The following is a 15,295-nucleotide window of genomic DNA, read 5'->3' on the forward strand; positions in this document are numbered from 1 at the left end:
GTCAGCTCGCCAGACGGGACAGGTCGGCCACGCGGTTCATCGCGCCGTGCAGCGTCTTCAGCAGCCCGAGGCGGTTGGCGCGCAGCGCGGGGTCTTCCGCGTTGACCATCACGTCGTCGAAGAAGGCGTCCACCGGGGCCTTCAGCGCGGCGAGTGCCTGCAGGCTGGCGGTGTAGTCGCCTTGCTCGAACAGGCGGTCGGCGTCAGGCTGCACGGTCTGCAGCGCGGCGGCCAGCGCCTGCTCGGCAGCGACCTGCAGCAGCGCGGGGTTGACCTGCGCCTCGACCGTGCCTTCGGCCTTCTTCAGGATGTTGCCGATGCGCTTGTTGGCGGCGGCCAGCGAGGCGGCTTCCGGCCGCGCCGAGAACGCCCGCACGGCGGCCAGCCGGCGCGGGATGTCGCCCAGGCGGCTCGGCGCCAGCGCGAGCACGGCATCGACCTCCTGCGCGCTGTAGCCCTGCTCGCGCAGCGAGACCGACAGCCGGTCGGCGAAGAAGGCCAGCAGCGGCGTGCTCGGGTCGGTGATCCGCTCGCCGAAGGCGGGCAGCGCGGCGTGGATCAGCTCCTTCAGGTCCAGCGGCAGGTGCTTCTCGACCAGGATGCGGATCACGCCCAGCGCGTGGCGGCGCAGCGCGAACGGATCCTTGTCGCCGGTCGGCAGCTGGCCGATGCCGAACAGGCCGATCAGCGTCTCCAGCTTGTCGGCCAGCGCGACGACCGTGCCGGTGTGGTTGCGCGGCAGCGCGTCGCCGGCGAAGCGCGGCTTGTAGTGGTCCTCGATGGCGATGGCCACGCCGTCGCGCAGGCCCTCATGGCGCGCGTAGTAGCCGCCCATGATCCCCTGCAGTTCCGGGAACTCGCCGACCATGTCGGTCAGCAGGTCGGTCTTGGCCAGCCGCGCCGCCTGCTGCGCCTTGCGGTCGAGCAGCTTGAAATGGTCCTCGTCGTCCACCGTGAACGGCAGCGTCGCCAGGCTCCACTGGTTGACGATGGCGTGGGCGATGGCGCGCACGCGCTCGGCGCGCTCGCCCTGGGTGCCCAGCTTGCCGTGGTAGACGACCTTGTCGAGGCCAGCCACACGCGACTCCAGCGTCTTCTTGCGGTCCTGGTCGAAGAAGAACTTGGCGTCCGCCAGACGCGGGCGCACGACGCGCTCATTGCCCTGGATCACCGCGCTCGGGTCGGCCGGGCTGATGTTGCTGACGATCAGGAACTTGTTGGTCAGCTTGCCGTGGCTGTCCAGCAGCGGGAAATACTTCTGGTTCGCCTTCATCGTCAGGATGAGGCACTCCTGCGGCACGGCCAGGAACTCGGCCTCGAACTGGCAGGTCAGCACGTTCGGCCGCTCCACCAGCGCCGTGACCTCGTCGAGCAGCGCGTCGTCGTCGATCGGCTTCAGGCCTTCCTTGGCGGCGGCGGCGGTGAGCTGGCGCACGATCTCGGCGCGGCGGGCGTCGAAGCCGGCGATCACGGCGCCTTCGCTGGCGAGCTGCTCGGCGTAGGTGTCGGCGTGGCGCAGCGTGACGGTCGGGTTTGCAGCCTCGAAGCGGTGGCCGGTGGTGGTGCGGCCGGCGATCAGGCCGAGCGTGGCGATGTTCACCACGTCATCGCCGTGCAGCGCGACCAGCCCGTGGGCCGGCCGCACGAAGTTCACGCTCGACCAGCCGTCGGCGAGCTGGTAGGTCATGACCTTGGGGATTGGCAGCTTGGCGAGCGCTTCATCGAGCGCCTTCTGCAGCCCGTCGGCCAGCGTCGCGCCGGCCACGACCGAGTCGAGGAACAGCGCTTCGGCCTTGCCGTCCGGCTGGCGCTTGAGCTGCGGCACGACGGACGCATCGGCGCCGACCGCAGCAAGCTTCTTCAGCAGCGCGGGCGTGGGCTGGCCGTCGGCGGTCAGCGCGACCGCCACCGGCATCAGCTTCTGCTGCACCGACTTGTCGGCGGCCTTGGCGGCGACGCCCGTGACATGCACGGCGAGGCGGCGCGGCGACGCGAAGGGCGTCACCACGGCGTCGGCGGCCGCCAGACCGCTGGCCTTCAGCGACGCCGCCAGCGTGCCGGCGAACGATTCGCCCAGCTTCTTCAGCGCCTTGGGCGGGAGTTCTTCGACGAAGAGTTCAACGAGGAGGTTCTTGGTATCGATGCTCATGGTCGTTATATTCACTGGTGCGCCGCTGCATGGGATATTACTTGCTGAGGCGTTGTCTCAGAGGGGCCTGATCGAGGATCTCGATGAGATCGCCTCGGCGGAATGTGGCAGAAAGGCGTTGAAGTGACACGGAGCCCTTGCCGTAGAGTTGGCTCAATGCTTGCTGGATGTCTTTCTGAGCAAAATCGGTGTACCTGTCACCTTTTTGCAGCAGCATGGACTTCGCCTGACTGAAATTCTGGTGCGTGATATGTTCCGAGTTTTCTAGGCCCATATCTCGCAACAGATATTGAGCGGAGCGCATGGCAAGAAAACAGGACGCATACGCGATGAAGTCGGGCGCGTCTGGCGCAGGTCTTTTACGGCGGTTTTCTGCCACCCGATAGACCAGCACCGCGATCACCAACTGCGCGCCTGAAAGTTTCGTCGAAAAAATACGGTCGTACAACTTGCCGAAGTGTTCGCGAGCCAAAAACTTCGCTTGGTGGGGCAGTTTTCGCCAGACCGCCAGCACGGCTTCAGCCGCGACGCTGCTGGTGATGTCTTCCGGGCGTGTGGGGCCATCGGTTCGTTTGCGCCGATAGGTGTAACCCAGTTCGGCAACCGAGAGGTCCAGGCGGCGCTGCACCTCGTCATTGGCACGCAAGTCCCGCAGATCGACCGGATTCTGGCTGTTGGTCGCATAGGTGACCTTGCTGACGAAATCGGTGCGTTCGTCCTGCAATTCGTACAGTCGCAGCAGCACGAACGCTTGGTCGAGGTGGTCCTGACTCGCCAGATCAAGGTCAGCCAGAACCCGTGCAATCGTGTTGGAGGTCTGACCGCCGTTGATGATCTGCAGACCTTCGACCCGCACCTGATAATCGGTTCCTTGCAAGGCGTTATAGGAAAACTTCGAGCAAGTCAGCGTGATGCCATTGTTGTAGAAATAAAAATGGCTGCGCTCTGCTGGATCAAGCAGGGTGGCGCGTATGCCCTCGTTGACCCGATTGCCGCTCAGCCCGAGGTAGCGCCGGATATTGCGTTCGAGGAGTTTTTCGCCGTGGCGCTGCACCAGTGCCGCCAGTTCCGTCAATCCAATCTTTCCGACCAAAACGCGGCTGAAATCGAAGTCCTCGACCAATGCTTTGCCTGACAGGCGCAGGGTTTCATTGACGGGTTTGGTGGACTGCATGATGCCCACCAGCGTGTCGTGATTGACATGTTCCAGGGTGACCTGATCGCCCAGATCCGCGCGCTGGACATGAGCCTGTGCAAGCTCGTTCCACCGCTGTCCGTTGTTGCAGAGGATGACCCTGACGCGGGGGAGCAACCCATCCCGGACACGAGAGCGGATATCTTCAACGCGAACGGCAAGGCGTTTGTTGAGTGTGATCGCTGAAGCTGGATCGAACAGATAGCGTGCAGCAGTCAGGGCTTTCTGGACGCCGTCTTCCGGGAAATTGGCTTGGCCTTCCAGCCTGCGCTTGTATTTCCCCTGGAACAATGTGACCAGAAATTCACCGTCCTGCTCCGACCCGATGTGCAGACCATCGACACCAAAATCGTTGCCCCCTTCCGTCAGTGCATCCAGCCCCTCGTCCAGATCAAGGTCGAGCAGCATTTGCATGACCAGCAACACGAACGCAGCCGAAACCGCCTTTTCATCGGACAGCGCGCCCAAGGCATCGTTCAGCGACTGGCGCTGATCGGTTGCCAGCTTGTGTACCCGCTGGTCGATGATGGAGGCGTTGAGGTTCATGCCAGTGATCTCGATCAGGCGGGCGTGAGTTTGGCCAAGACTTCGTCAGCCCAGGCCTTCGGCGCCATCGGGAAGCCCAGTCGCTTGCGGCTGTCGAGGTAGGCGGCGGCCACGGCGCGTGCGAGGTTGCGGATGCGGCCGATGTAGGCGGCGCGCTCGGTCACGCTGATGGCGCCACGGGCGTCGAGCAGGTTGAAGGTGTGCGCGGCCTTGAGCACCTGCTCGTAGGCGGGCAGGGCAAGCTGCTGCGTCATCAGGTGCTGCGCGTTGCCTTCGTGGGCGCCGAAGGCGGTCAGCAGGAACTCGACGTTGCTGTGCTCGAAGTTGTAGGTGCTTTGTTCGACCTCGTTCTGGTGGAACACGTCGCCGTACTTCAGGCCCGGGGCGTACACGAGGTCATAGACGTTCTCGACGCCCTGCAGGTACATCGCCAGCCGCTCCAGCCCGTAGGTGATCTCGCCGGTGATGGGCTTGCAGTCGATGCCGCCGACCTGCTGGAAGTAGGTGAACTGCGTCACCTCCATGCCGTTCAGCCACACCTCCCAGCCCAGGCCCCAGGCGCCCAGCGTCGGGTTCTCCCAGTCGTCCTCGACGAAGCGGATGTCGTTCTTCTTCAGGTCGAAGCCGAGCGCCTCCAGCGAGCCGAGGTACAGCTCCAGGATGTTGGCCGGCGCGGGCTTGAGCACGACCTGGTACTGGTAGTAGTGCTGCAGGCGGTTCGGGTTCTCGCCGTAGCGGCCGTCCTTGGGGCGGCGGCTGGGCTGGACGTAGGCGGCCTTCCAGGGCTCGGGGCCGAGGGCGCGCAGGAAGGTGGCGGTGTGGCTGGTGCCGGCGCCGACTTCCATGTCGTAGGGCTGCAGCAGCGCACAGCCCTGGGCGTCCCAGTATTCCTGAAGGCGAAGAATGATTTGCTGGAAGGTCAGCATGGTGGTGGGCAGCTTGGAGGACTTGGAAGGGCGGGGAAGAACGAGGCGGACGGGTCTCGAACTGGAACTCGAACTTGAACGTCTGGACGTGTCTGGCGTGAATTCTAGGCGCCCGTGTCGGGCGTGCCTTGCAGCGCGGCGAGTTGCGCCGGCGTGCCGACGTTTTCCCAGCGGCCGACGCCGGCTTCCAGTCCGATCCGGCCCGCCGCGACGCCGTCGATCAGCAACGGCCCGAGGGCTGCCCGCCGCCCGGCTGGCAGCCCCGCGCAGAGCGTCGGCCGCATCAGCGCGAAGTTGGCGTAGGTGACCCGCTCACCCGCGAGGTCGAAGTCGCCGCGCGGGTGGTAGGGCGGATTCGGCACGACCCAGAGCCGCGCGTCCTGGCCGCTGGCGAGGAAGTCGTCCACGCGGGCCTGGTCGAAGCGGAAGTCCGGCGCCCAGATGTCGCCCGAGACGACCCAGAACGCTTCGCGGCCGTCCGCGCACAGCCAGTCCTGCACGGTGGCGATGCCGCCGGCGGTTTCCAGCGCGCCGCCGAAGTCGCGGCCTTCGTGCGAGTAGCGGATGGCGAGACCGAAGCGTGATCCGTCGTCGAGCACGGCGGGGAAACAGTCTTCCAGCCACGCGGTGTTGACGACCACCTCGCGCACGCCGCCGCGGGCGAGGGCGAGCAGGTGCCACTCGATCAGCGGCCGTCCGAAGACCGGCAGCAGCGGCTTCGGCGTGGTGTCGGTCAGCGGGCGCATGCGCTCGCCACGGCCCGCGGCGAGCACGATGGCGCGCGGCGGCAGGGTGGGGGTGGTGGAGGTATTCACGGGCTCCGGAGTGTAGAGCCCGCTGCGGCGTCCGGGGGCTTGCGCCCGCAGGTCGCCTGCGCTGCCGCTCAGGCCGCGCCCCCCAGCCCGATGGGGGCGGGGGCCGTGCGCACGATGCGGCTGAAGAGCTGCTCGTACTCGGCCGACGGCGGGTGGCCGGTCAGCGGGTCGCGGTTCTCGCCGAAGGCGGCGTCCAGCACGACCCAGTCCTCCGCCTCCAGCACCCGCTGCGCCAGCGGCAGCACGATCTCCTCTTCGAGCTGCATGTGCTTCAGGTAGAACGACAGGTAACGCTCCACCGCCTGCTCGAATCCGTCGCGGCGGCTGTCGCCCAGCATCTCCCAGGACAGCAGCGTGTGCTCCAGATCGCGGATCGCCCGTTCGCCGACGCCGTGGTCGCGGTCGAGTTTTTCGAGGATCTCGCCAGCGCTGTCGCTGCGGGCGCGGATCAGCGGGAACAGCAGGTCGGTCTCCTTGCGGTGGTGCAGCCGCTCGGGGAATTCGTCGATGTAGAACAGCATCGCGCGCAGCACGTCGAAGCGCACGGGCGTGCCGTCCTGGCGGTGCTGGCGCAGCAGCAGGTGCAGCGAGCTGAGCATGGCGCTGAGGGCCTGGTGCTCCTCGCGGATGATGCGGATGGCGGTCGGTGTGGGCATCGCGGACATGGTGGGGGCGTCTCCTGGGCTCGGCTGTGGCGGCTGGTGCGTGCAGCGTCGCAGCTTCCCTCCCGGCCGGGTTGACGGCCGTCAAGGGATGTTTCAGCGGGCCGCATGGCGCTGCCGTTTAAAATCCTCGATTCGCCCTTCCGACCACACCTACTCTGCTTGTGTCCATGGCCGCCACACCTGTTTCCCTCACTTCCTCGATGGCCAACGCCATCCGCGCACTGGCCATGGACGCCGTGCAACAGGCCAACTCCGGCCACCCCGGCGCCCCGATGGGCATGGCCGACATCGGTGTGGCGCTGTGGAAGCGTCACCTCAAGCACAACCCGGCCAACCCGCACTGGCACGACCGCGACCGCTTCGTGCTGTCGAACGGCCACGGCTCGATGCTGATCTACGCGCTGCTGCACCTGACGGGCTACGCGCTGTCGCTCGACGACCTGAAGGCCTTCCGCCAGATGCACAGCAAGACCCCGGGCCACCCGGAAGTCGGCGTGACCCCGGGCGTGGAGACGACCACCGGCCCGCTCGGCCAGGGCATCACCAACGCGGTCGGCATGGCGCTGGCCGAGAAGCTGCTCGCCGCCGAGTTCAACATCGACGGCCACACCATCGTCGACCACCGCACCTACGCCTTCCTGGGCGACGGCTGCCTGATGGAGGGCATCAGCCACGAAGCCTGTGCGCTGGCCGGCGCGTGGAAGCTGAACAAGCTGATCGCGCTGTACGACGACAACGGCATCTCGATCGACGGCCAGGTCGCCCCCTGGTTCATCGACAACACGCCGCAGCGCTTCGCCGCCTACGGCTGGAACGTCATCGACGCGGTGGACGGCCATGACGTGGACGCCGTGGACGCCGCCATCGCGCAGGCCAAGCGCAGCGCCGACAAGCCGACGCTGATCGTCTGCAAGACGCACATCGGCAAGGGCTCGCCGAACCGCGCCAACACCTCCAAGGCCCACGGCGAGCCGCTGGGTGCGGCCGAGATCGCGCTGACCCGCGAAGCGCTGGGCTGGTCGGCCGAGCCGTTCACCATTCCCGCCGACGTCGCCGCCGCGTGGGACTGCCGCGCCGCTGGTGCCGCCGCACAGGCCGAGTGGGATGAACGCTTCGAAGCCTATGTGCGCGCCTGCCCGGCGCAGGCCGTCGAGTTCGAGCGCCGCATGATCGGCGACCTGCCGGACGCCTTCGCCGAGATCGCGGTCGATGCGGTCAGCGATGCCCATGACAAGGCCGAGACCGTCGCCACCCGCAAGGCCAGCCAGCTCGCGCTGGAGCACTTCACCGCGCAACTGCCGGAACTGCTGGGCGGCTCGGCCGACCTGACCGGCTCGAACCTGACGAACACGAAGAGCACGCCCGCGCTGCGCTTCGACGCGGCGGGTGCCCCGGTGCGCAACGCCGAAGGCCAGCTCGGCCGCCACATCAACTACGGCGTGCGCGAGTTCGGCATGGCCGCGATCATGAACGGCGTGGCGCTGCACGGCGGCTACATCCCCTACGGCGGCACCTTCCTGACCTTCAGCGACTACAGCCGCAACGCCATCCGCATGGCCGCGCTGATGAAGCTGCGCGTGGTCCACGTCTTCACGCACGACTCCATCGGCCTGGGCGAGGACGGCCCGACCCACCAGTCGATCGAACACGCCGCCAGCCTGCGCCTGATCCCGGGCCTGGACGTCTGGCGTCCGGCCGACACCTGCGAGACCACGGTCGCCTGGACCATGGCGCTGGCCAACCGCAACCGCCCGAGTGCGCTGCTGCTGTCGCGCCAGAACCTGCCCTACGCGCCGAAGACCTCGGCCGACCAGATCACCAAGGGCGCCTACGTGCTGTCCGAGCCGAGCGATGTCGGCTTCAAGAAGGGCAAGAAGCCCGACGCCGTGATCGTGGCCACCGGCTCCGAGGTCCAGCTCGCGCTGGCAGCCCAGGCTGAACTCGCCAAGGACAAGGTCGCCATCCGCGTGGTCAGCATGCCCAGCACGACCGTGTTCGACCGCCAGAGCGTCGAGTACAAGTCCGAGGTGCTGCCGCGCAAGGTGCCGCGCATCGCCGTCGAGATGGGCGTGACCGACTTCTGGTGGAAGTACGGCTGCGCCGCCGTCGTCGGCATCGACACCTACGGCGAGTCGGCTCCGGCCGGTGTCCTGTTCAAGCATTTCGGCTTCACGACGGAGAACGTCGTGGCCACCGTGCGCAAAGTCCTCGGCGAATAAGGCCGGACACGCGAAACTCGGGTGATTTGCCCGGGTTTTCGCGGGCTGTTTCGAGTCTCCGGTCTCAGGTTTTCAGGTTTCCAGGTTTCCCATTCCCACAGGAGTTTTCCCATGACCATCAAGATTGGCATCAACGGCTTCGGCCGCATCGGTCGCATGGTGTTCCGCGCTGCGGTGCAGAACTTTGCTGACGACATCGAAATCGTCGGCATCAACGACCTGCTGGAGCCGGACTACCTGGCGTACATGCTCAAGTACGACTCGGTCCACGGCCGCTTCAAGGGTGAAGTCTCGGTCGACGGCACCAGCCTGGTCGTCAACGGCAAGAAGATCCGCCTGACCGCGGTGAAGAACCCGGCCGAGCTGGCCTGGGGCGACGTCGGTGCCGACATCGTCATCGAGTCCACCGGCCTGTTCCTGACCAAGGAAACCGCCGAAGCCCACCTGAAGGCCGGCGCGAAGAAGGTCATCCTGTCGGCCCCGTCGAAGGACGACACCCCGATGTTCGTCTACGGCGTGAACGACAAGACCTACGCTGGTCAGGCCATCATCTCCAACGCCTCCTGCACGACGAACTGCCTGGCGCCGGTCGCCAAGGTGCTCAACGACACCTGGGGCATCAAGCGCGGCCTGATGACCACGGTGCACGCTGCCACCGCCACGCAGAAGACCGTGGACGGCCCGTCGAACAAGGACTGGCGCGGCGGCCGCGGCATCCTGGAAAACATCATCCCGTCGAGCACGGGCGCGGCCAAGGCCGTGGGCGTGGTGATCCCCGAGCTGAACAAGAAGCTGACCGGCATGGCCTTCCGCGTGCCGACGTCTGACGTCTCGGTCGTGGACCTGACGGTCGAGCTGGACAAGCCCGCCACCTACGCCGAGATCTGCGCCGCCATGAAGGCCGCCAGCGAAGGCGCCATGAAGGGCGTGCTGGGCTACACCGAAGACAAGGTCGTCGCGACCGACTTCCGTGGCGAGCCCTGCACCTCGGTGTTCGACGCCGAAGCCGGTCTGGCGCTGGACAGCACCTTCGTGAAGGTCGTGTCCTGGTACGACAACGAGTGGGGCTACTCGAACAAGTGCCTGGAAATGGCGCGCGTCATCGCCGGTTGATCCGCTGGGGCCTTGGGGCCCCTGTCGCCACTGTGCCGAAGGCCCCGCAAGGGGCCTTTTTCATGGCCGCTTGCAGGCCTCGAAGAGGTGCCCGCTCAGCCGGGGCTTGAGTCCGGCCACACGCTCCTGGATGTCCGCGTCGGCCTTCTGGATGCGCACCGTGTGCAGCGTCGTCGGCTTGACCAGCGGCACCACGCGCACGTACTTGACCTTCTGCGCCGTCAGCCGGGTCTGCAGGGCGCGGGCATCGGCCTCGACGCCGTAGCGGCCGAACAGGAAGCCCGGCAGGTATTCCGCCGGCAGATCCTGCGCCTCCTCGAAGGCGATCTCCATCTTGCGCAGCTGCTCGGCGCGCTTGTCCATGATGACGCGGCTCTTGTAGGGGCCGACGTAGACCATCCAGTTGCCCGGCTTCTCCCGGGTGATGAGCTGCCAGGGGCCTTCGCCCAGCGTGTTGCGCAAGGCGTTCTCGGCGGCACGCCACTCGGCTGGCGTGAACGGACCGGCTTCGAGGCAGATGGGCGGGGGCGGTGCGGGCACGGACGCGGTGGTCGGTGGCTCGGAGGCTTCCGGTGCGGGGATCTGCGCGCTCGTGGCAGGCAGTCCTGCGGGGGCTGAGACGGCGGCGACTGCGGGTTCCGGCGCCGGCCGTGCCGTGCTGCCGGCCTGGAGCACCTGCAGCGCGCCCGGCTCGATCTGCGCGCTCAGGCGCTGCGGTTCGCGGTCTCCTTCGGGGGAGAGGCCGAGCACGCTGGTCAGCCAGCCTTGTGTCCAGCCGTAGAAGGCCAGATTGGCCAGCATCAGCACCACCACCAGGGTTCTCAGCATGGCCGCACGCTCACTTCGCCGCTGTGGAGGGCGTGGACCGTGCCCTGTGCGTCGCGTACCTGCAGCGTGCCGTCAGCGGAAAGTCCGCAGGCCACGCCAGTGAGCGCGCCGGCAGACACGGCCCGGCCCGCCAGCACGTCGCGCGCGGCATAGCGGGACAGCAGCGGCGCCAAGCCGGTGGATTCGAAGGCGAGCACGGCGTCCAGCAGCGGGCGGGCCACGCGGTGCAGCAGCTGCGGGGCGGTGAGACCCGGCTCGAACTCCTGCAGGCAGGCATAGCCGGTGCGGAAGGTGTCGGCGCTGGCCTGTCCCTCGGGCAGTGGCGCCACGTTCAGGCCTGCGCCGACCACGACCCAGCGCTCACCGGGGCGCTGGGTCGGCACGGCCAGTGGCGCGACCTCGATCAGGATGCCGCCGAGCTTGCGGTCCTCGCTGCGCAGCCAGAGGTCGTTGGGCCATTTCAGGCCGATGCGCTCGCCCAGCGCCTCGGCCAGCGCAAGCCCGACCGCCAGCGACAGGCCGCTCCAGTTGGCGGGCGCCAGCTTCAGGCCGAGCGAAAACGTCAGGGCCTGACCGGGTTGGGACCACCAGGGCCGCCCCAGCCGACCCCGGCCGGCGGTCTGGCATTCGGCGACCAGCAGACACGGCCCGTCCAGGCCCTGGCGACCGCGTTCGAGCAGCAGCGTGTTGGTCGAGCCGGTCTCGGCCAGCACCTCGACGCTCAGGCCGGGCGCCCGCGGTTCCAGGTCTTGCCAGAGCGTTTCGGCGTCCCAGTGCAGCATGGTGATGTGTTCGGGTTGGAAGGCGCCGGTTCAGCGCTTGGGGCCGAGCATCGTACCCCGGCAATTTGCCGCCCCGCAGTGGCAGGCGTAGGCTTTCTTCAGTTTCGCCGTGTAGCGTTCATCGATCACCAGGCGGTAGTCGAAGAACAGCTCCTCGCCCGCCACGATGTCGCGCAGCGCCTTGATGAAGATGCGGCCGCCGTCGTCCTCGGTCTCGCAGTTAGGCGCGCAGGCGTGGTTGATCCAGCGCGCCGAGTTGCCGCGCACGCCGCCGTCGATCACGCGGTCGTCGTCGACGTGGAAGTAGAAGGTGTGGTTCGGGTCCGACGGGTCGCGCGGATGGCGGCGCAGCGCCTCGCTCCACGGGATGACTTCGCCCTTGTATTCGATGATGATCTCGCCCGCCCGCAGTCCGACCTGGGCGTACACCCCCTTGCCGTGTACCCCGGAGCGGCGTACCTGCAGACGGCGCTGGCCCGGTGGCAGAGGCGGGCGCGGCGCGGTCGGATCCGGCAACGGTGCTGACATGGCAGTGCGAGATTGGTTAGATTGGGGTGTGGGCGTGCGCGTACCCGTGTGTGTGCGTGCACGCGTGCAGGCGTATCGCCATGGATTGTAGGGAGCACGCTGACACAGGGTCAGGTGCCGCAGCAGCAGAGTTCGAACATCATGAGCAAATCTCTCGTCATCGCCGAGAAGCCTTCCGTGGCGCAGGACATCGTCCGTGCGCTGACCCCGGTGTGCGGCAAGTTCGAGAAGCACGACGACCACTTCGAGAACGACCGCTACGTGGTCACCTCCGCCGTCGGCCACCTGGTCGAGATCAAGGCACCGGAGGAATTCGACGTCAAGCGCGGCAAGTGGAGCTTCGCGCACCTGCCGGTGCTGCCGCCGCACTTCGAGCTGGCGCCGATCGACAAGGCCAAGAGCCGCCTGAGCGCGGTCGTCAAGCTGGTCAAGCGCAAGGACATCACCGACCTCATCAACGCCTGTGACGCAGGGCGCGAGGGCGAGCTGATCTTCCGCCTGATCGAGCAGTACGCGCTGGGCAGCAAGACCGGCAGCAAGCCGGTGCAGCGCCTGTGGTTGCAGAGCATGACGCCGCAGGCCATCCGCGACGGCTTCGGCAAGCTGCGCAGCGAGGCCGACATGCGCGGTCTGGCCGACGCCGCGCGCAGCCGCAGCGAGGCCGACTGGCTGATCGGCATCAACGGCACCCGCGCCATGACCGCGTTCAACTCGCGCGATGGCGGCTTCTTCCTCACCACCGTCGGCCGGGTGCAGACACCCACGCTGTCGATCATGGTCGAGCGCGAGGAGAAGATCCGCAAGCACGTTGCGCGCGATTACTGGGAAGTTCGGGCTGATTTCGGCGCTGATGCTGGCGTTTACGAAGGCAAGTGGTTCGACCCCAAGTTCAGGAAGGACGACGATGCCGAGCGCCGCAGCGACCGCCTGTGGAACGCTGATGAAGCCAAGGCCATCGCCGACGCGGTGCGTGGCAAGTCCGGCACGGTGCGCGAGGAGGCCAAGCCGAGCACGCAGGCCAGCCCCTTGCTCTACGACCTGACCACGCTGCAGCGCGAGGCCAACTCGCGCTTCGGCTTCTCGGCCAAGACCACGCTGTCGATCGCGCAGGCGCTGTACGAGAAGCACAAGGTGCTGACCTATCCGCGGACCGACGCGCGGGCGCTGCCCGAGGACTATGTTGCGGTGGCGAAGCAGACGCTGGACATGATCGCCAGCGAAGACCTGCCCGGCCCGCTGCAGGACCTCGCCACCCACGCCCGCAAGGCGCTGAAGGAAGGCTATGTCAAGCCGACCAAGCGTGTCTTCGACAATACCAAGATCTCGGACCACTTCGCCATCATCCCGACGCTGCAGGCCCCCAAGAGCCTGAGCGAGATCGAGGCCAAGCTCTATGACCTGGTGGTCAAGCGCTTCATCGCGGTGTTCTACCCGTCGGCCGAGTTCATGGTCACGACCCGCATCACGCAGGTGAATGCAGCCGTGAACGGTGCGCTCAAGGAGCACCAGTTCCAGACCAACGGCAAGGTGCTGGTCAACCCGGGCTGGCTGGCGGTCTACGGCAAGGAAGCCGCGGGCGAGGACGCCAACCTCGTGGCGGTGAAGCCGGGTGAGGTCGTCACCGCCGACGAGCTGAAGATCGCCGCGCTGCGCACCAAGCCGCCAGCGCGCTACAACGAATCGACGCTGCTCAGCGCGATGGAGGGCGCCGGCAAGCTCATCGACGACGAGGAGTTCAAGGCGGCGATGCAGGAAAAGGGCCTGGGCACGCCGGCCACGCGCGCGGCCACCATCGAAGGCCTCATCACCGAGAAGTACCTGCTGCGCGACGGCCGCGACCTCGTGCCGACCGCCAAGGCCTTCCAGCTCATGACGCTGCTGCGCGGGCTGGCGGTGGAAGACCTGACCAAGCCGGAGCTGACCGGCCAGTGGGAGCACCAGCTCAACCTGATGGAGAAGGGCCAGCTCAGCCGCGCCGACTTCATGCAGGGCATTGCCGACATGGCGCGCCGCGTCGTCACCAAGGCCAAGGAATACGACCGCGACACCATCCCCGGCGACTACGCGACGCTGGCCGCACCCTGCCCGAACTGCGGCGGCGTGGTCAAGGAGAACTACCGCCGCTTCGCCTGCACTGGCGCGGACGGCCACGGCACCGGCTGTGGCTTCTCGATCGGCAAGATCCCGGCCGGGCGCAGCTTCGAGCTGCACGAGGCCGAGACCTTCCTCACCGACCACCACATCGGCCCGCTGGAAGGCTTCCGCTCCAAGGCCGGCTGGCCGTTCACGGCCGAGCTGAAGCTGGTGCGCGACGAGGAGGTCGGCAACTGGAAGCTCGAATTCGACTTCGGCGACGACGCCCGCAAGGAGGCCGAGGAGTCCGAGGCGGTCGATTTCACCGGCCAGTCGTCGCTGGGCCGCTGCCCGAAGTGCGGCAGCGCGGTGCATGAACACGGCACCAACTACGTCTGCGAGCACGCGGTCGGCACGGCGGCGACCTGCGACTTCAAGACCGGCAAGGTCATCCTGCAGCAGCCGGTGACCCCGGAGCAGGTGACACTGCTGCTGACCACCGGCAAGACGGCGCTGCTCGACGGTTTTGTCTCGAACAAGACCAAGCGCAAGTTCAAGGCCTTCCTCGTCTACGACAAGAAGGAGGGCAAGGTGGGGTTCGAGTTCGAGCCGCGTGCCGCCAAGGTGCCGGCGAAGAAGGCGGCGGCGAAGAAGACCGCCGGCTGATGGACGATCCGCTGGCCGACGAGGTCAGCGGGGTCAGCGGGGTGTCTTCGCCCCCCGCAACGGGGTCGGTGCGATCGCGGACGTCCTCAGCAGATCCAGGAACGGATCCAGGGGCATCACGGCGAATGGCAGGCCATGCCGGGCGTTCAGCAGCGGCGGGTCTGCCGTGACCAGCACATGGGCCTTGCCCGCCATCGCCAGTTGCACGAAGGGCAGGGTGTCCGGGATGCCGTCGCCGGGCCGGGCCGCCTCGGGCACCCGCACTTTCAGCACGTAGGGCAGATACTCCCCCAGCATCCGCATCACCTCCTGCGCCGAGAAGCCGAGCCGCGCATCGGCCAGCATGTGCTGCAGGTCCATCAGCGTGCTCTTGCACACCATCGGTCGGCAGAAACCGCGCTGCCAGGCCCGCCGCAGCCGTGCGGACGGCGCCCCGCCGAACACGAGTGCCGACGTGACCACCGCCGAATCGATCACCACACGCAGCGGGCGCGCCGTGCCGGTCTCGACGTCCGTGTCCACGCAGGCCGGCAGGGTCGGACAGGGTCTTGGGTCTTGTGCACGTGTCATGGTGGCGTAGCGAGTCCGTGTGCATGATCCCGCCGGCCGGGATGGACCGCGGCCGGACCATCCGCGGGAAACGCCGTTTCATGCGAAATTTCTCGCCTTGTGCTGTTGCGCCACCCGGGTTTGTCCCTGTACTTGAAATCAGTTCGGTGTAAGCGATGGTCAACACAGTCCCTTACGTAATGTTGGCGGGGGCTTGAATTCCGCCATGTACGTCCGGTCC

Annotated in this window: 12 protein-coding genes; 3 read left to right on the forward strand and 9 right to left on the reverse strand. The window is 67.1% G+C overall.

Going from position 1 to position 15,295, the window contains the following annotated elements; genetic code table 11:
- Window position 1: 1 nt before the first annotated feature.
- From glyS to U5O44_RS14035, 5 genes are all read right to left on the reverse strand, one after another.
- A complete protein-coding gene (glyS, locus tag U5O44_RS14015; protein WP_322589070.1) occupies window positions 2-2,149 on the reverse strand; it encodes a glycine--tRNA ligase subunit beta in 2,148 nt (715 codons plus the stop codon).
- A 37-nt stretch (window positions 2,150-2,186) separates the two neighbouring features.
- A complete protein-coding gene (locus U5O44_RS14020; protein ID WP_322589071.1) occupies window positions 2,187-3,890 on the reverse strand; it encodes an AIPR family protein in 1,704 nt (567 codons plus the stop codon).
- Window positions 3,891-3,904: 14 nt separating this feature from the next.
- Window positions 3,905-4,816, reverse strand: coding sequence for a glycine--tRNA ligase subunit alpha (gene glyQ / locus U5O44_RS14025; RefSeq protein ID WP_322589072.1), 912 nt, complete (start codon window positions 4,814-4,816; stop codon window positions 3,905-3,907).
- A 104-nt stretch (window positions 4,817-4,920) separates the two neighbouring features.
- Window positions 4,921-5,631 carry a nucleotidyltransferase family protein gene (locus tag U5O44_RS14030; protein WP_322589073.1) on the reverse strand — a complete coding sequence of 237 codons (711 nt, stop codon included), beginning with the start codon at window positions 5,629-5,631 and terminating at the stop codon, window positions 4,921-4,923.
- Window positions 5,632-5,699: 68 nt separating this feature from the next.
- Window positions 5,700-6,296: a hemerythrin domain-containing protein gene (locus U5O44_RS14035; RefSeq protein WP_322589074.1), complete on the reverse strand. Its 597-nt coding sequence runs from the start codon at window positions 6,294-6,296 to the stop codon at window positions 5,700-5,702.
- A 167-nt stretch (window positions 6,297-6,463) separates the two neighbouring features.
- Between U5O44_RS14035 and tkt the strand changes: the two genes are divergently transcribed.
- Both tkt and gap read left to right on the forward strand, forming a co-directional pair.
- Window positions 6,464-8,515 (forward strand): transketolase, encoded by a 2,052-nt coding sequence (gene tkt, locus U5O44_RS14040; protein ID WP_322589075.1) that lies wholly within the window; start codon window positions 6,464-6,466, stop codon window positions 8,513-8,515.
- Between the two features lie 111 nt (window positions 8,516-8,626).
- Window positions 8,627-9,628 (forward strand): type I glyceraldehyde-3-phosphate dehydrogenase, encoded by a 1,002-nt coding sequence (gap, locus tag U5O44_RS14045; protein WP_322589076.1) that lies wholly within the window; start codon window positions 8,627-8,629, stop codon window positions 9,626-9,628.
- A gap of 60 nt (window positions 9,629-9,688) precedes the next feature.
- Here the strand turns inward: gap and U5O44_RS14050 are convergent, their stop codons facing one another.
- From U5O44_RS14050 to U5O44_RS14060, 3 genes are read right to left on the reverse strand one after another with little or no spacing between them, the layout of a single operon-like run.
- Window positions 9,689-10,456, reverse strand: coding sequence for a hypothetical protein (locus tag U5O44_RS14050; RefSeq protein WP_322589077.1), 768 nt, complete (start codon window positions 10,454-10,456; stop codon window positions 9,689-9,691).
- Complete coding sequence (locus U5O44_RS14055) at window positions 10,450-11,238, reverse strand: biotin--[acetyl-CoA-carboxylase] ligase (protein WP_322589078.1); 789 nt, start codon at window positions 11,236-11,238, stop codon at window positions 10,450-10,452. The genes U5O44_RS14050 and U5O44_RS14055 overlap by 7 nt, the downstream gene beginning before the upstream one ends.
- Before the next feature lie 30 nt (window positions 11,239-11,268).
- The gene (locus tag U5O44_RS14060; protein WP_322589079.1) at window positions 11,269-11,766 is read right to left on the reverse strand and encodes an SET domain-containing protein; all 498 of its coding nucleotides are present in this window, start codon (window positions 11,764-11,766) and stop codon (window positions 11,269-11,271) included.
- A gap of 141 nt (window positions 11,767-11,907) precedes the next feature.
- Here U5O44_RS14060 and U5O44_RS14065 point away from each other — a divergent pair, with 141 nt between their 5' ends.
- Window positions 11,908-14,505: a DNA topoisomerase III gene (locus U5O44_RS14065; RefSeq protein WP_322589080.1), complete on the forward strand. Its 2,598-nt coding sequence runs from the start codon at window positions 11,908-11,910 to the stop codon at window positions 14,503-14,505.
- 33 nt (window positions 14,506-14,538) lie between these two features.
- Here U5O44_RS14065 and U5O44_RS14070 read toward each other — a convergent pair whose 3' ends face one another.
- Complete coding sequence (locus tag U5O44_RS14070) at window positions 14,539-15,027, reverse strand: PIN domain-containing protein (protein ID WP_322589081.1); 489 nt, start codon at window positions 15,025-15,027, stop codon at window positions 14,539-14,541.
- Window positions 15,028-15,295 lie beyond the last annotated feature (268 nt).

It is taken from the genome of Sphaerotilus sp., assembly GCF_034519685.1.
In the GTDB taxonomy this organism is placed as follows: Bacteria; Pseudomonadota; Gammaproteobacteria; order Burkholderiales; family Burkholderiaceae_C; genus Sphaerotilus.

Coding starts and splice junctions, on each gene's coding strand:
- U5O44_RS14020 (WP_322589071.1), bottom strand. CDS start 3,890: ATGAACCTCAACGCCTCCATCATCGACCAGCGGGTACACAAGCTGGCA.
- U5O44_RS14055 (WP_322589078.1), bottom strand. CDS start 11,238: ATGCTGCACTGGGACGCCGAAACGCTCTGGCAAGACCTGGAACCGCGG.
- gap (WP_322589076.1), top strand. CDS start 8,627: ATGACCATCAAGATTGGCATCAACGGCTTCGGCCGCATCGGTCGCATG.
- U5O44_RS14050 (WP_322589077.1), bottom strand. CDS start 10,456: ATGCTGAGAACCCTGGTGGTGGTGCTGATGCTGGCCAATCTGGCCTTC.
- U5O44_RS14060 (WP_322589079.1), bottom strand. CDS start 11,766: ATGTCAGCACCGTTGCCGGATCCGACCGCGCCGCGCCCGCCTCTGCCA.
- U5O44_RS14035 (WP_322589074.1), bottom strand. CDS start 6,296: ATGTCCGCGATGCCCACACCGACCGCCATCCGCATCATCCGCGAGGAG.
- U5O44_RS14065 (WP_322589080.1), top strand. CDS start 11,908: ATGAGCAAATCTCTCGTCATCGCCGAGAAGCCTTCCGTGGCGCAGGAC.
- glyS (WP_322589070.1), bottom strand. CDS start 2,149: ATGAGCATCGATACCAAGAACCTCCTCGTTGAACTCTTCGTCGAAGAA.
- tkt (WP_322589075.1), top strand. CDS start 6,464: ATGGCCGCCACACCTGTTTCCCTCACTTCCTCGATGGCCAACGCCATC.
- glyQ (WP_322589072.1), bottom strand. CDS start 4,816: ATGCTGACCTTCCAGCAAATCATTCTTCGCCTTCAGGAATACTGGGAC.